Source organism: Streptococcus mitis (assembly GCF_946190375.1).
In the GTDB taxonomy this organism is placed as follows: domain Bacteria; phylum Bacillota; class Bacilli; order Lactobacillales; family Streptococcaceae; genus Streptococcus; species Streptococcus mitis_CJ.
On record NZ_CAMIAF010000001.1, the window covers coordinates 124,776 to 141,760 of the forward strand.

Sequence of the window (16,985 nt, forward strand, 5' to 3'; positions counted from 1 at the left end):
AATTAGCTAAAACGTTTACATCAAGAACTCCAAGGCATATTCGTGACAAAGCTTTTTAAAAGTGATAGAATTAAAATAACTGGGGAAATCCCTGAATAAAATTAAGGAGATGTTTAGAACAATGACTTCAACTAAACAACACAAAAAAGTTATCCTTGTCGGTGATGGTGCTGTAGGTTCATCTTACGCTTTTGCACTTGTTAACCAAGGAATTGCACAAGAGCTTGGAATTATCGAAATTCCACAATTGCATGAAAAAGCTGTTGGTGACGCGCTTGACCTTAGTCACGCCCTTGCCTTCACTTCACCTAAAAAAATCTATGCAGCTCAATACTCTGACTGTGCAGACGCTGACCTTGTTGTAATCACTGCAGGTGCTCCTCAAAAACCAGGTGAAACTCGTCTTGACCTTGTAGGTAAAAACCTTGCTATCAACAAATCAATCGTAACTCAAGTTGTTGAATCAGGCTTCAAAGGTATCTTCCTTGTTGCTGCTAACCCAGTTGACGTTTTGACTTACTCAACTTGGAAATTCTCTGGTTTCCCTAAAGAACGCGTTATCGGTTCAGGTACTTCACTTGACTCAGCTCGTTTCCGTCAAGCACTTGCTGAAAAATTGGATGTAGATGCTCGTTCAGTTCACGCTTACATCATGGGTGAACACGGTGACTCTGAGTTCGCTGTTTGGTCACACGCAAACATCGCTGGTGTAAACCTTGAAGAATTCCTTAAAGACACTCAAAATGTTCAAGAAGCTGAATTGATTGAATTGTTCGAAGGTGTTCGTGATGCAGCCTACACAATCATCAACAAAAAAGGTGCAACATACTACGGTATCGCAGTAGCACTTGCTCGTATCACTAAAGCAATCCTTGACGATGAGAACGCAGTACTTCCACTTTCAGTATTCCAAGAAGGTCAATATGGTGTTAAAGACGTATTTATCGGTCAACCAGCTGTTGTTGGTGCACATGGTATCGTTCGTCCAGTAAATATCCCATTGAACGACGCAGAAACTCAAAAAATGCAAGCATCTGCTAAAGAATTGCAAGCTATCATTGACGAAGCATGGAAAAACCCAGAATTCCAAGAAGCTTCTAAAAACTAATTTAGATAGAAATAACTCCTTGAGTACTCAGGGAGTTGTTTTTTTCTGTATTATAGTAGGTTGAAATAAGATAGGAACAAATTAATTTCTAGAAATGTTTTAGCAGCCACGGCGTACTATTCTAGCTGCAATCCACTATAAGAACTAAACATTTTATGAAATTTTCGTTCAAAAAACAACATTCCTTTAAAAGCTATCATGTCATAGCTTGAGCATGAAGACAAAAAGACTACCAATCAGATTTATACTCACATCACAAAAAGTACGGAACAAGCAACGATTTACTCTTTAGCTACAGTTGCATTAAATCAAAAGTAAAAACTTCGATCATATACAAAAAAGCCCATCATACAGGCTATACAGCTTGATACGATAGGCTATTTTTCTATTAATTAACGTACTGTACGGATACGCATTGTATTTGTACGAACAGCTTCTCCAACTGGTACACCAGCAACAATAACGATATCGTCACCAGATTCTACAAGACCTGCTTCAACTGCTCTACGTTCAGCAATTTCGAACATATCGTCAGTTGATGATGGAGCATCTGTCAACATTGGGATAACACCCCAGTTCAACATCAATCCACGTTCTGTCAATTCGTCAAATGTCAACGCCAAGATGTCAGCATTTGGACGGTATTTAGAAATCAAACGTGCAGTGTGACCTGTCTTAGTAAGAGTTACAACCAATTTAATGTCCATTGAGTTAGTAGCATCTTTAACAGCTGAAGCCATTACTTCTGTCTTAGAGTTACGTTCGAATGAATCTGAGTTCAAACGTCCATATTCGTTAAGAAGAGTTTGAGCGTTCTTATCGATTGTAGCCATTGTAGTTACTGACTCAAGTGGGTATTTACCGTTTGCAGACTCACCTGAAAGCATTGTAGCGTCAGTTCCATCGATAACAGCGTTAAATACGTCTGATACTTCTGAACGAGTTGCACGTGGTTTTTCAGTCATTGTTTCAAGCATGTTTGTTGCAGTGATAACAACTTTACCTGCAGCATTGACTTTAGTGATAATCATTTTTTGGTAAACTGGAACCATTTCGAATGGTACTTCGATACCCATGTCACCACGAGCGATCATGATACCATCAGCAGCTTCGATGATTTCATCCAAGTTATCGATACCTTGTTGGTTTTCGATTTTAGCGAACAATTGAACGTGTCCGTTTCCAGTTTCTTCACAGATTGCACGAACTTCGTTCACGTCTTTTGCAGTACGTACGAATGAAATCGCGATGAAGTTGATACCTTGTTCAAGACCGAAACGGATATCGTCGTTATCGCGTTCAGCAAGAGCTGGGAAAGGAATTTTAGTGTTAGGGATGTTCACACCTTTTTGTTTAGCGATGATACCATCGTTTTCAACTTCAACTTCAAATTCACGAGTTGCGTCATCTTTAGCAACCACACGAAGACCAAGTTTACCATCGTCAACCAAAACTTGACGACCAACTTCAACATCATCATAGATATCAAGAGCACCAGCAACGTTCAATGCAATCACTTCACGAGTTGATTTGATTCCTTGTTTAGTTGCAACACGGATTTTCTCACCAGTTTTGTATGAATACTCTTTAGCTTCACCTTCGAACAATTCTGTACGGATTTCTGGTCCTTTTGTATCAAGAAGGAAACCAACTTTTTTACCTGCAAGTTTTTCTGCAAGTTTAACAGTTGCCATACGCTCACCTTGTTCTTGGTGGTCACCGTGTGAGAAGTTGAAACGGAATGTATTAGCACCAGCTTCAATCAATTTAGCAATGTTTTTAGCTGAAGCTTCAACATCAAGTTTTTCACCCCAGTATCCGTCATCACCAAATTTTTTACCACCACGGATTTCTACCGCAGGACCCAAAGTTGCAACGATTTTTACACGTTTGTTCATGATTTTTGTGACTCCTTTATATATATGACCTTTTTGGTCTTATTAACTAAATTGTAAATTATGACAAGCTCTTATTCAAGCTAGATAGCTCAATGTCGGCTTTGTGTGGGTTATTAACCACAATCTTACCTTCTGCAGTAAGGCTAAACAATGCTCCTTCTTCTGCAGTACCAAGAATTGGATTTTCAACCATTTTTTCGTTACGGATACCAACCGCAACACCACCGATGCCTTCTTTAAGAAGTTTAACAGCATGCGCACCCATACGTGACGCCAATACACGGTCACGCGCAGTTGGAGAACCACCACGTTGAATATGTCCAAGTTCTGTCACACGAAGGTCGCTTGTATCCCCAGCTTCTTTTAGTTTTTTACCAAATTCAGCTGCTGACATCACACCTTCTGCCAAGACGATGATATTGTGTTTTTTACCACACTCATAACCACATTTAATGCTTTCTACGATATCTTCAATCTTAAATCCTTCTTCAGGAATGATGATTTCATCAGCACCAGTTGCAATACCAGCCCAAAGAGCGATATCACCAGCGTTACGTCCCATAACTTCAATAACAAAAGTACGACGGTGACTTGATGACGTATCACGAATCTTATCGATAGCGTCCATAGCAGTTGTGACCGCTGTGTCAAAACCGATTGTGAAGTCAGTACCAACGATATCGTTATCGATTGTACCTGGAAGACCGATAGCTGGGAAGCCATGTTCAGTCAAACGCATAGCGCCGTGGTAAGATCCGTCACCACCGATAACAACTACACCTTCAATTCCGTGTTTTTTCAATTGCTCAATCCCTTTAAGTTGCCCTTCAAGTTGAGCGAACTCTGGGTAACGAGCTGAGTGAAGGAAAGTACCACCACGAGAAATGATGTCTCCTACTGAAGCTGCATCTAGGGGATGAATTTCACCGGCAACCATACCAGCATATCCGTCATAGATACCAAACACTTCCATTCCTTCTGAAATTGCTTGACGAACAACTGCGCGGATAGCAGCGTTCATACCAGGGGCGTCTCCACCACTAGTCAAAACAGCAATACGTTTCATATTGGTTATGCTCCTTTTTCTTTTAACATTCTTATTAATTATACCACATTTGATTTTAAAATTCTTCTATTTTCCGTATTTTTAGCGATAAATCGTTTTCATAACGATTTCATTCAACTTCGCTTCTAATTCATTGGATTTAGCTACAAAATGATGGGGAGAAACGATTGTTTTCTGTTCCTCTTCATACCTGATGATGACTGGGATTTGGCCTTTATATTGGTCTAAAATACGTGAAATTTCTTGATCCGAATCATGATTTTTTACCTGTATCCAAAAGCGTTCAGCAACTGCTTCTCTTATTTCTTGTGCAATCATTTGCAGACGACCGTCACGTGACTGGACTTTCCCTTTAATATAGTAGAAGTCTCCCTCTTTTATTTCCTGCCCAACCTGTCGATATAAGTCTGAAAAGAGAGTAACATCCAATTTTTTCTTACTATCATCTACCTGTAAGAAGGCCATATTTTCACCCTTTTTGGTACGAATTACTTTTATTTTCTGAACTTCAACCAAAATAATAGCGTAGCTATTTTCTGACAAATTTCCAATTGGGGTAATCGGGTAAATAGCCTTACTTGCAATAGCTTGTAGGGGATGTTTGCTGACACCTATCCCTAAAAGCTCTTGTTCCATATAGAATTTTTCTTGTTCCGTCCAATCTTCCGATTCCTGCCAACTATAAATGGTATCCCAAAACAAACTTCCTAACTCTTTTACAAATTCAAATAGATTAACTAAATTATTGAATACTTTTTGACGATTTTTTTCAAATAAATCGAAAAGACCAACTTTTACCAAAGGTTCTAGCAGAGAAAGTTTCAGATAATTCTCAGGTAATTTAGCTATAAAATCTTCAATGTTAGAATAGGGTCTATTTTCAATAATCCAGAGAGCTAAATCATTACTGACTCCTTTAATCGATTTCAAACCTAGATAGATGGCCTTGTTGGCAATTTTATCGTGATAAGGAATGGTGTTGATGGACAGAGGCGCAACTTCAAAGCCTGCTTCTAAGGCATCTGTTAAGTAATCACTGTTGGCGGAAGTCAACATGACCTGATAAAAAATGGCTGGATAATGCGTTTTGAAATAAGCCAACTGGAAGGCCAAGGCTGAGTATGCATAGGCATGTGACCTGTTAAAACCATAACCTGCAAACTTCTCCATGACATCAAAGACCTGCTCTGCCTTTTCCGCAGTATGTCCAGCTTCTAATGAACCTTGAATAAAAGAAGCCCTCATCTCATGCATGGCAGAGGCATCCTTTTTCCCCATAGCTCGGCGCAAAATATCGGCTTTCCCAAGACTAAATCCAGCAAATCGCTGGGCAACCTGCATAACCTGCTCCTGATAGAGCATAATTCCGTAGGTTGGAGCCAAAATATCCTCCAGTACTGGATCCAGAACCGTCACTTCTTCCTGACCATGCTTTCTTGCCACAAAATTATTGATATAGTCACTTGCACCTGGACGATTTAAAGAAGTAGTTGCTACGACATCTTCAAAACAGACTGGCTGCACACGCTTGAGCAAGCGAATGGCACCAGGTTGTTCAAATTGAAAGATACCTTTTGTATTACCAGAAGCAAAAAGAGCTAGCGTTTCTTTGTCTTCCAAATCGATTTCTTCTATTTTCAAGTGAATGCCTTCTGTTTCAGCAAGAAACTCTTGCATTTTCTGGACAAAGGTCAAATTTCGTAGTCCCAGAAAGTCCATCTTCAAAAGCCCGCTAGCCTCAACTCCATGAGCATCATACTGAGTCAGTGGAATTTCATCCCCATGCTTTAGAGGAATGTAGTCCGTCAAATCTTGGTCACTGATCACAACACCAGCCGCATGGACAGAGGTTTGTCTTGGATACCCCTCAATCTTACAGGCAATGTCAAAGGCTTTTTGGTATTCTAACTTACTATTGATTTGCTGACGAAACTGGAGATTGCCCTCATAGGCTGACTTGAGATTGTCGCGAAAACTGATTTTCTTAGTAATTGCGGATAATTCATACTCTGGAACACCAAAGCGTTTTAAGACATCTCGTAGAGCTTGCTTGGCACCAAAAGTAGAAAAGGTAACGATTTGAGCCGCATGTTTACTACCATATTTATTGCCAACATATCTGATAAAATCCGGACGATAAATATCTGGAATATCAATATCAATATCAGGCATGGTATAGCGTTCACGATTGAGAAAGCGTTCAAAAATCAGATTTTTCTCTACTGGGTCAATCCCTGTGATATCCAAGGCATAGGAAACCAAGCTACCAACTGCAGAACCCCGTCCCATCCCCATATAATAGCCATTCGAGCGTCCAAAACGCAGCAAATCCCAAACAACCAAGAAATAATCATCAAAGCCCATATCATGAATAACAGCCAATTCTTGGTCAAGACGATCTTGATATTGTTTACTAGACAACCCCTTCTGAGCAAGCCCCAGTTCAGCACGTTCTCTCAACTCTTCTACTGCTGGTCTAGCTGGGTTAAAACGAGGCAGTTTCAAACTAGTATCCAAATCGTAAGAAATGCCTGAAATCAGCTTTTCTAAGTTTTCCAAGGCTTGAGGAAAACGCTCTTGGAATAATTTCTCTAAAGAACTTGCTGATATAAAGACATCTTGTCGTGAACGCAAGGGAACTTCTCTGAGCGGTAGATTTTCTTTAATTGCTGTTAAGACTTGTAGAACTTCTCTATCCCTGCTCTCAAAGGCATTGACCCGATAAAGGGGTAAGATAGGATGATGAAATTCGCTTTCCAGTGTTTCTGGATAAACCCCAATATAATAATCACGGCCTAGTTCTAATGACTCCAATCCATCAAAATAAGGCACAATTACCGCAATATCCTCTAGGTACTGAGATAAAACTGACCAATCTTTCTCCCCCTGCATCTTGGCTGTTGAAAGCTTCATCAACTGCTGATAGCCTACGCTAGATAGAGCTAAAAAGCGTAAATTCACTTCCTGATTATCTACAAACACAGTCATTTCAAGCCCTAGCAAAGGATGAATGCCGTATTTTTTTGTAACCTCTAGAAAGTCAAAAGCACCATAAAGATTATCAATATCCATCATAGCCAAATGAGTGTAGCCGAATTCTTTAGCTGCTCTCACATACTTGTCGATCGAAATGACGCTCTCCATAAAACTATAGACTGTTTTTGTATCTAGTTGTGCGATCAATTTACACTTCTCCTCTATCGTTCTCACTATATTATACCATTTTCAAAAAGAGAAAGACAAAAGCAATGACTCCTATCTCTATTTTATATTTTAAATAAGGCATTTTTGATGAAAAAATAACAAATATAGTTGCAGTAAAAATGTTTCTGTAAACTATTTTGAACTTTTTATCCCAATAAATGGATATCTCTTTTAAAGAAGTGAGATAAATTCACTCAAAATTCTTGTTAGATATAGTTTCATTTATGAACACTATAGAATATCACATATTATTTCATATAAATTGTATTCATTATTCTTTAATTAATTTCTTTCTCACTTAATAATTCCCTTTCTCCTATTTTTTTGATATAATAACCTTAATTATTATTTTACAAGGAGGTTTTATGCGCTTTAATCAATTCAGCTATTTATCACTTCCAAGAGATACTATTTTATATGAATTAAAAAAGTATGGATTTGATTTTCCATCTGAGTCAACAAATAAAAAGATATTGGAGTCTTTTCTAAGTCGTTTCTTTTTCACTTATCAAGATACCAACTATCCACTTTCCATCCTAGCAGCTGATAAAAAAACAGACCTGCTAACATTTTTTCAATCAGAAGATGAACTGACAGCAGATATTTTTTATACTGTTGCTTTTCAACTTTTAGGCTTTTCTTATTTGATTGACTTCGAAGACAGTGAAGCTTTTCGTAAAGAGACTGGATTTCCTATTGTATACGGTGACTTGATTGAAAATCTCTATCAGTTACTCAATACTCGCACCAAAAAGGGAAATACTCTTATCGACCAACTTGTCAGCGACGGTCTTATTCCTGAGGATAATGACTACCACTACTTTAACGGCAAGAGTTTGGCAACTTTTTCCAGCCATGATGTTATTCGAGAAGTGGTCTACGTTGAGTCTCGTGTTGATACTGACCAAAAAGGTCTACCAGACTTAGTCAAGGTTAGCATTATTCGTCCACGTTATGAGGGACAAATCCCTGCCATCATGACAGCCAGTCCTTACCATCAGGGAACAAATGACAAGGCAAGCGATAAGGCTCTCTACAAGATGGAGGGCGAGCTTGAGGTTAAACCTGCTCATAAGATTGAACTAGAGGAACCTCAACTCAATCTCGTCCAACCTCAAGGCCAAGCTGAGCTTGTGTCAGAAGCTGAGGAAAAGCTAAGTCACATCCACTCTAGCTATACACTCAACGACTACTTCCTCCCACGAGGTTTTGCCAATCTCTATGTATCAGGTGTTGGTACCAAAGACTCTACTGGTTTCATGACTAACGGAGACTACCAACAAATCGAAGCTTATAAAAATGTCATCGACTGGCTCAATGGTCGTTGCCGTGCCTTTACCGACCACACGCGCCAGCGTCAAGTCAAGGCTGACTGGTCAAATGGAAAAGTAGCCACAACTGGACTTTCCTATCTTGGAACCATGTCCAATGGACTTGCGACTACAGGCGTCGATGGTTTAGAGGTTATCATTGCTGAGGCTGGCATTTCTTCATGGTACAACTACTACCGTGAAAACGGTCTGGTGACCAACCCAGGTGGTTATCCAGGTGAGGACTTTGACTCCCTTGCTGAGTTAACCTATTCTCGTAATCTCTTGGCTGGCGACTATATCCGTGGCAATGAAGCTCACCAAGCTGACTTAGAAAAAGTAAAAGAGCAACTGGATCGCAAGACTGGCGACTACAACCAGTTTTGGCATGACCGCAACTATCTGCTCAATGCTGACAAAGTAAAGGCAGAGGTTGTCTTTACCCATGGTTCTCAGGATTGGAATGTTAAACCACTTCATGTTTACCAGATGTTCCATGCTCTTCCTACTCATATACACAAGCATCTCTTTTTCCATAATGGTGCCCATGTTTACATGAACAACTGGCAGTCCATTGACTTCCGTGAGTCCATGAATGCTTTGTTGACAAAGAAATTACTGGGACAAGATACAGATTTCAAACTTCCTACTGTTATCTGGCAGGACAATACAGCCCCTCAGACTTGGTTATCACTTGATAACTTCGGTGGGCAAGAAAACTTTGAAACCTTCTCACTTGGTCAAGAAGAGAAAGTCATTCAAAACCAGTACTCAGATAAAGATTTTGATCGTTATGGTAAGACATACCAGACCTTCAATACAGAACTCTATCAAGGGAAAGTCAATCAGATTACTATTGACCTTCCTGTGACTAAGGATCTTCACTTGAACGGTCGAGCTCAACTCAATCTTCGTATCAAATCCAGCACAAACAAGGGGCTCTTATCAGCCCAACTGCTAGAACTTGGACAAAAGAAATATCTACAACCTTATCCAGCTATTTTAAGTGCTAAAACCATTGATAATGGACGCTACCACATGTTGGAAAATCTCTGTGAATTACCATTTAGACCAAATGCACAACGAGTCGTGACAAAAGGTTACCTCAATTTACAAAATAGAAATGATTTACTGTTAGTAGAAGATATCACTGCAGATGAATGGATGGATGTGCAATTTGAACTACAACCTACTATTTACAAGTTAAAAGAAGGAGATACTCTTCGTTTAGTCCTCTATACGACTGACTTTGAAATCACCATACGTGACAATACCGCTTACCAGCTGACTGTTGATCTTGAACAGTCTACACTTATCCTACCTCACTAAAAAAGGAGTTAAATTATTATGAATAAATCTGAACATCGACACCAACTCATACGAGCTCTTGTAACGAAAAATAAGATTCACACACAAGCTGAGTTGCAATCTCTTCTTGCTGATAATGATATTCAAGTTACACAAGCGACACTTTCGAGAGATATTAAAAGTATGAACCTCTCAAAAGTACGAGAAGAAGATAACTCTTACTATGTGCTCAATACAGGTTCTATCTCAAAATGGGAAAAACGCCTCGAACTCTACATGGAAGATGCCCTTGTCTTGATGCGCCCAGTTCAACACCAAGTCCTACTAAAAACCCTTCCTGGACTGGCTCAATCATTTGGTTCTATCATTGATGCTTTGAGTTTCCCTGATGCTATCGCTACCCTCTGTGGTGATGATGTCTGCCTTGTCATCTGTGAAGATGCAGAGGCAGCCCAACATTGCTTTGAAGATCTGAAACGGTTCGCCCCACCATTTTTCTTTGGTGAATAAACAGAAACTGAACTCAACAACTGCAAAACTCTCAAAATTTTAAACAGTAGTGAATTGATGTCAGCTAACATCTAGCGAATACAATAGCTGATTCCTGCTGAAAAGTAAGCTATGCAGCTTAATAAAACACAAAAAGAAATCTATCTCATACATGAGTACAAAAGCTCCCCTTATAGTTTCTAGTGAAAAACAAATATTCACTAGAAACTATAAGGGGAGTCTTCATATATCTAAAAGAAATTCTAAATCTGTTTCAGCTTGATATAGTGTTTGAATAAAATGTGAACAAATTTATTAGGGAATTCAAATCAATTTCATGCTTTAAAAGTCGTTTCGTACTATTTTAGATTCAATTAATTATACATCATAGATAATCCGCTTCAAAAACCTCTTCAAATCACGTCAGGTTCACATTTCCGTATAAGAGAGAAATTTATTGTTGCAATACTTTTCTTGGTTTGGTACCTTCAGCTGGACCGATGACACCTGCCATCTCCAATTCTTCCATGAGGCGGGTCGCACGGTTAAATCCAACTGATAAACGACGCTGAATCATGGACGCACTGGCTTTCTGCGCCTCGATGACTAAAGCTTTAGCTTCTTCAAAAAGCGGATCCCCACCAGATTCACCATCTGAAAATTCACCTTCACTTTCAGAAACCTCACCTGGATCAAAACTCTCATCGTAATCCGCATCCGCCTGAGCCTTGATGAAGTTTACGATACGTTCGACATCATCATCCGAGATAAAGGATCCTTGCAAGCGAACTGGGTGGTTTTCATCAATCGGTTTAAAGAGCATATCTCCTCGACCAAGCAGTTTTTCTGCTCCATTTTCATCCAAAATCGTACGGGAGTCTGTCCCTGATGAAACTGCGAAAGCGACACGAGAAGGAACATTGGCCTTAACCAGACCAGAGATGACATCAACGGATGGACGCTGGGTTGCAAGAATCATGTGAATCCCAGCGGCACGCGCCTTCTGTCCTAAACGGATGATAGCATCTTCCACTTCCTTGCTGGCTACCATCATAAGGTCAGCCAACTCATCCACAATCACGACAATGAGTGGTAGCGGAATCTGCTTATACTCAGACTGGGCATTGAACTCTTCTACCTTAGCATTAAAACCTGCAATGTTACGAACTCCAACCTTGGCAAAGAGTTCATAACGATTTTCCATTTCATCCACGACCTTTTGCAGAGCCTTGCTGGCCTTGCGTGGATTGGTCACGACTGGAATCAAGAGATGGGGAATATCATTGTAAACGGACAACTCAACCATTTTGGGATCGACCATCATAAATTTAACTTGGTCAGGTCTCGCCTTCATGAGGATGCTAGCGATAATGCCGTTAACAGCTACTGACTTCCCAGAACCCGTTGAACCTGCGACGAGCAAGTGGGGCATTTTGGAAAGGTCAAAAGCTCTTGCGGTGCCATTAACCGCCTTTCCTAGAGGAATTTCCAAGAGATTTTCTGCTTTCGTTTGAGATTGTTCCCATAGTTCGCGGAAAGAAACTGTCGCAATCTCAGAGTTAGGTACCTCAATTCCCACTAAAGATTTCCCTGGGATAGGTGCTTCGATTCGGACATCCTTAGCAGCCAAGGCTAGAGCGAGGTCATCTGCTAGATTGGAAATGCGGTTGACCCGTACACCTACTGCTGGCTTAACTTCATACTTGGTCACTGATGGCCCAATTTCAGCCCGTTCAACCGTTACCTTAATACCAAAGCTAGCAAAGGTTTCTTCTAGAATTTTGATATTTTCTCGAACAATTTTCTTCTCTTTAGACTGGTCTTTGGGTTTATCAGGTGCAAAGAGTTGTAAGCTTGGAAGTTTGTATTCAAGAGCCTCCTTGGCTGAAAAATCGACCTGAACATCTTCGTCATCAGAGTTATCTCCCTGTTCAGGGAATTCAAGTTCAGCTTGAGGCAGGATGATTTCTGGTTCTACCCACTCTTCTTCTGGAACAGGTGGAACGTCAAGCACAACATCTGCTGTCAGAATTTCACCCGTTTCCATATCAACAGGAGGCGAATCAAGTAAGGCTTTTTCGGCATCTTCTTGTTCTAATCTAGCCTCTTGCTCAGCCTTTTGACGAGCTTTTTCTTCTTGTTTGACAAAGCGTTCCTCTTTTCGACGCTCATGCCCTTCTCGCCATTTGGCAAAGCCTTTACTGCAAAATTCAGCAATATCGTAAACAGACCAAGGACTGATTAGGAGAGCGCCCACTAAAATCAAGATAACTCCAATAAAGTAAGTACCGATATTTGAAAAAAGAAAGGCGGTTGGCATATAAAGAGCGACCCCAATTAAGCCCCCTCCAGCAAAACTGGTCGTTCGAAAACCAGTCAAATCCGTCACAACCTGAGCCATGGTTCCTTTTAAGACCGACTTGTCCAAACCATATTTCCAAACCAAGTAGGCCTCAAAAACCAAGAGTAAGCCAGCAAATATGGTGAAAAATCCTGATAAGAGTCCTTCCTGTTTTCGTATCCACTTGAAAAAGAAGAGGTAGAGCAGGATACTAACTATTGCCAAATAAGCTAGGCTACCTACCAGCAAGCGAATTAGATTGTAAAGGGTGATACCTGCAGCCCCTAATTTAAAGGCTGCGAAAATCAATAAAAGTGCGATTCCCAACGAAATCAACATTCGTTGAATCGCTTCTTTTCTTTCGAGTTCTGCTTTAGACGGTCTCCGTCTTGTTTTACTTGTATTCTTGTTTGCCATTCTACTATTATACCATATTTCACAGGCATTTCGAAAAGAGAAAAAGACTGCACCAAACGGTCCAATCTTTTCATTTTTCTATTTTTTATGCTTGTGGTTTGCGTAGGTAACCATAGACTACACCACTTACGATTGCTCCTACCAAGACAGAAACGAGGTAAAGGAGAGCATTTGAAGTAAGGGCGATAACAAAGATTCCTCCGTGTGGCGCCATGAGTTTGATACCAGTAAGACCAACGAGGCCACCTGCTACTGATGAACCAAGAATGAAGCTTGGGATAGCACGAGCTGGGTCAGCGGCACCAAATGGAATTGCTCCCTCAGTGATAAATGACAAGCCCATGATGATGTTTGTCAAACCAGAGTTTCGTTCTTCCTTAGTAAATTTATCTTTGAAAAGAAGAGTTGCGACAAAGATGGCAAGTGGTGGAACCATTCCTCCCGCCATAACTGCTGCCATGGCTACAGAACCTCCTGAAGAAACAGTTGCTGCAAGCGTACCTGTACCAAAGACATAAGCTGCTTTATTGACTGGTCCACCCATGTCAACAGCCATCATTCCACCAAGGACGATACCAAGAAGGACAGCTGAACCTCCTCCAAGACCGCCTAGGAAGTCATTCATAGCAGTGTTGATTGCTGCCATTGGGATATTCACAGCTAGCATGACAAATCCAGTCAAGATTGTTCCAAGAAGTGGCAATAGAAGGATTGATTTTGCACCTTCAAGTGAACGAGGAACTTTAACGTATTTCTTGATAGCAAGAACCAAAGCACCTGCGATAAATCCACCCACAAGGGCACCTAGGAAACCAGATGAGACACCTGCAAGAGTTGAAGTTGCTTCACCACCTGCGGCATAAGGAATTTTACCAAAGGCAAAACCTTCTTTGGCAATAGCACCAGCCACGAAACCTGCTACCAAACCTGGTTTTTCAGCGATAGAATAGGCAACATAACCTGCAAAGACTGGAAGCATCAAACCAAAGGCAGCTCCCCCAATTTTCATGAACATAGAAGCTAGCTCATGGTAGGAACCAAGATTGCCAAGGTTTTCATTTGGAACACCCAAAGCACCGTCAATCAAGAAGGCAAGGGCAATCATGATACCACCACCGATAACGAATGGTAACATTTGGGATACACCACTCATCAAGTGTTTGTAGAAGGCACCACCAAGGCTTTGTTTTTCGTTAGAGTCTGTTGCAGCTTTTGCACCATTAGCTGCACGGTAGACTTCCGCTTCTCCTGAAAGAGCCAAGTTAATTAACTCTTCTGTCTTACGGATACCGTCAGCAACTGGACGATTGATCAATGGTTTACCATCGAAACGATCCATTTCTACAGCCTTATCTGCTGCGATGATAATAGCTTTAGCCTTACGAATGTCTTTCGCAGTTAGTTGATTTCCAACACCGCTTGCACCATTAGTCTCAACCTTGATCCCAACACCCATTTCGGCAGCTACTTTTTGAAGGGCTTCTTGAGCCATGTATGTGTGGGCAATACCTGTCGTACAAGCTGTAACAGCTACGATAAAGTCGCTAGAGTCATTAGCAGGTGCTTGAACAGGTTCCTCAGATTTTTCTGAAGCTTGGTTAAATAGTTCGATAACTTGATCTGCAGATGTTACTTGGCGAAGTTTGTCAGCGAAACCATCTTTCATCAAGTATTGAGACAATTCTGCCAAGGCTGCTAAGTGAGTATCATTGGCACCTTCTGGAGCAGCAATCATGAAGAAGAGGTCTGTTGGTTGCCCATCCAAACTCTCGTAGTCAACACCCTTGTTTGACTTAGCAAAGAGAACCGTTGCTTCTTTGACAGCAGAGTTCTTGCTGTGAGGCATAGCAATCCCCTCACCCAAACCAGTGGAAGTGAGAGCTTCACGCGCCAAAATGCCTTCTTTAAAGGTTTCAAAATCTGTCACATAACCGTGCTCTGTCAAACTTTTAATCATCTCTTCGATGACAGCAGTTTTTTCAGTTGCCTGCAAATCCAGCAACATGACTTCTTTTTTCAATAAATCTTGAATTTTCATCTTTTTTCTACCTCAACTTTTTCATATGTTTCTTTAATAAATTCTGCTGTTGCCAAGTCATCTGAGAAGGTCGTTGCCGTTCCGCAAGCCACTCCCCATTTGAAGGCTTCTACTGCATCTTTCGATTTGACAAATTCACCTGTAAATCCGGCAACCATAGAGTCACCGGCTCCAACTGAATTTTTGACTGTTCCCTTGATAGGTTTTGCGAAGTAAGCTCCCTCAGATGTTACAAGAAGAGCACCATCCCCAGCCATAGAGATAATAACGTTTTGAGCACCTTTAGTCAGCAATTCTCGAGCATATTTCTCGATTTCATCTAAATTTTCGAGTTTCACTCCAAAGATAGCTCCAAGTTCGTGATTGTTTGGTTTGACCAAAAGTGGTTGGTAATCCAAACTATCAATCAAGGTCTGTCCTTCAAAATCACAAACGACTTGCGCACCAGTTTGGCGTGTCAAGGCAATCAAGTCCTTGTAGATAACATTCCCTAGATTTTTAGCGCTTGAACCTGCAAACACAACTGTATCTTCTGCAGTCAAACTAGACAAAATAGCTTTCAATTCTTCTAACTGAGCTGGTTCCACGTTTGGACCCGTTCCGTTGATTTCTGTTTCTTGATCCGCTTTGATTTTAACATTGATACGAGTATCTTCTGCCACTTGGACAAAACGTGTCTCGATTTCTTCCTCTGCAAGGGTATTTGTGATAAATTTACCAGTAAAACCTCCAATAAATCCCGTCGCTGTATTGGGAATATCCAAGCGTTTCAGGACACGACTGACATTGATACCTTTCCCACCAGCAAACTTATCATCACTGTCCATACGATTGACACTACCGACTTGGACTTGATCCAAGCGCACGATATAGTCAATGGATGGATTGAGTGTGACTGTATAAATCATACTTCTATTACCTCCGTTTTTTCCTTAATTGTCTGCAAGAGCTCATGCCCTTGACTTGTGATAACAATAGCTCGTTTGAGTGGAGCTACCTTGGCAAAGCAGGTTTGTCCAATTTTTGATGAATCCACCAAGACATAGGTCTGTTTGGCATTCTCCAAAATGGCTCGCTTCACAGCTCCCTCCTCCATATCTGGAGTCGTATAATAGCCATCGTCCACACCATTCATCCCGATAAAGGCACGGTCAAAGTGCAATTGGTTAATCTGGTTAAGAGCAACACCCCCGATGCTAGCATCCGTCGCCGTCTTGACGCTTCCTCCAACCATGACAGTCGGAATCTGCTTTTCAACCAACTGAGCAGCATGGTGAATGGAGTTGGTCACGACTGTAACATTCTTATTGACCAATTCATGAATCAAAAAGGCTGTCGTTGTTCCAGCATCGATAAAGATGACATCTTGTTCCTTAATCAGAGAGGCTGCCTTCTGAGCAAGCAACTTCTTCTCTTGAAGGTTTTTGACAGATTTTTCTTGAATGGTTTCTTCTTCCTGCAAAGAGTGAGGCAATTCTGCTCCACCATGCACGCGACGAAGCTTGTTTTCTGCTTCCAACTCATCCAAGTCTCTTCGAACCGTTGATTCTGACGTTTCTAGCAAACTAACTAACTTTTCTAGAGAAACTACATGATGTTGATTTAACTCCTCTAAAATCAGTTGCTTCCGCTCTGTTTTTAACACCGAATCACCTCCTGTTATCGTTTACACTATTCATTCTATCACACTTCTTTTTAAAGTCAAGCATTTTTTATCATTTTCTTTCAAATTCTATCATTTTTCTTATTTCCAGAATTTTTATTGCAAGATAAGTAGCTTTATGGTAGACTATTTGAGTAAGTATT

The 16,985-nt window shown here is 40.7% G+C and carries 10 protein-coding genes; 3 read left to right on the forward strand and 7 right to left on the reverse strand.

Annotated elements, in window-relative coordinates:
- The first annotated feature begins 121 nt into the window (after positions 1-121).
- A complete protein-coding gene (locus N8M09_RS00595) occupies positions 122-1,108 on the forward strand; it encodes an L-lactate dehydrogenase (RefSeq protein ID WP_049499376.1) in 987 nt (328 codons plus the stop codon).
- 392 nt (positions 1,109-1,500) lie between these two features.
- On the opposite strand, the gene pyk is transcribed toward N8M09_RS00595, so the two are convergent.
- From pyk to N8M09_RS00610, 3 genes are all read right to left on the reverse strand, one after another.
- A complete protein-coding gene (pyk, locus tag N8M09_RS00600; protein ID WP_261037594.1) occupies positions 1,501-3,006 on the reverse strand; it encodes a pyruvate kinase in 1,506 nt (501 codons plus the stop codon).
- Positions 3,007-3,064: 58 nt separating this feature from the next.
- The gene (gene pfkA, locus N8M09_RS00605) at positions 3,065-4,072 is read right to left on the reverse strand and encodes a 6-phosphofructokinase (protein ID WP_000820862.1); all 1,008 of its coding nucleotides are present in this window, start codon (positions 4,070-4,072) and stop codon (positions 3,065-3,067) included.
- An 81-nt stretch (positions 4,073-4,153) separates the two neighbouring features.
- Positions 4,154-7,255, reverse strand: a complete 3,102-nt coding sequence (locus tag N8M09_RS00610) for a DNA polymerase III subunit alpha (RefSeq protein ID WP_261062799.1) — start codon at positions 7,253-7,255, stop codon at positions 4,154-4,156.
- 386 nt (positions 7,256-7,641) lie between these two features.
- Between N8M09_RS00610 and N8M09_RS00615 the strand changes: the two genes are divergently transcribed.
- Positions 7,642-9,915, forward strand: a complete 2,274-nt coding sequence (locus N8M09_RS00615) for a Xaa-Pro dipeptidyl-peptidase (protein WP_261062800.1) — start codon at positions 7,642-7,644, stop codon at positions 9,913-9,915.
- A gap of 18 nt (positions 9,916-9,933) precedes the next feature.
- Positions 9,934-10,404 (forward strand): arginine repressor, encoded by a 471-nt coding sequence (locus N8M09_RS00620; RefSeq protein ID WP_261024873.1) that lies wholly within the window; start codon positions 9,934-9,936, stop codon positions 10,402-10,404.
- 433 nt (positions 10,405-10,837) lie between these two features.
- Here the strand turns inward: N8M09_RS00620 and N8M09_RS00625 are convergent, their stop codons facing one another.
- The 4 genes from N8M09_RS00625 to N8M09_RS00640 all read right to left on the reverse strand — a co-directional run bounded on the left by N8M09_RS00625 (position 10,838) and on the right by N8M09_RS00640 (position 16,824).
- Entirely contained in the window at positions 10,838-13,141 is a 2,304-nt protein-coding gene (locus N8M09_RS00625; protein WP_314726037.1) for a DNA translocase FtsK, read from the reverse strand.
- 85 nt (positions 13,142-13,226) lie between these two features.
- Complete coding sequence (locus N8M09_RS00630; RefSeq protein WP_261062802.1) at positions 13,227-15,179, reverse strand: PTS fructose transporter subunit IIABC; 1,953 nt, start codon at positions 15,177-15,179, stop codon at positions 13,227-13,229.
- Positions 15,176-16,087 carry a 1-phosphofructokinase gene (pfkB, locus tag N8M09_RS00635; RefSeq protein ID WP_261062803.1) on the reverse strand — a complete coding sequence of 304 codons (912 nt, stop codon included), beginning with the start codon at positions 16,085-16,087 and terminating at the stop codon, positions 15,176-15,178. Before pfkB ends, N8M09_RS00630 begins: the two co-directional genes overlap by 4 nt.
- Positions 16,084-16,824, reverse strand: a complete 741-nt coding sequence (locus N8M09_RS00640; protein WP_000920656.1) for a DeoR/GlpR family DNA-binding transcription regulator — start codon at positions 16,822-16,824, stop codon at positions 16,084-16,086. The genes pfkB and N8M09_RS00640 overlap by 4 nt, the downstream gene beginning before the upstream one ends.
- Positions 16,825-16,985: the final 161 nt, after the last annotated feature.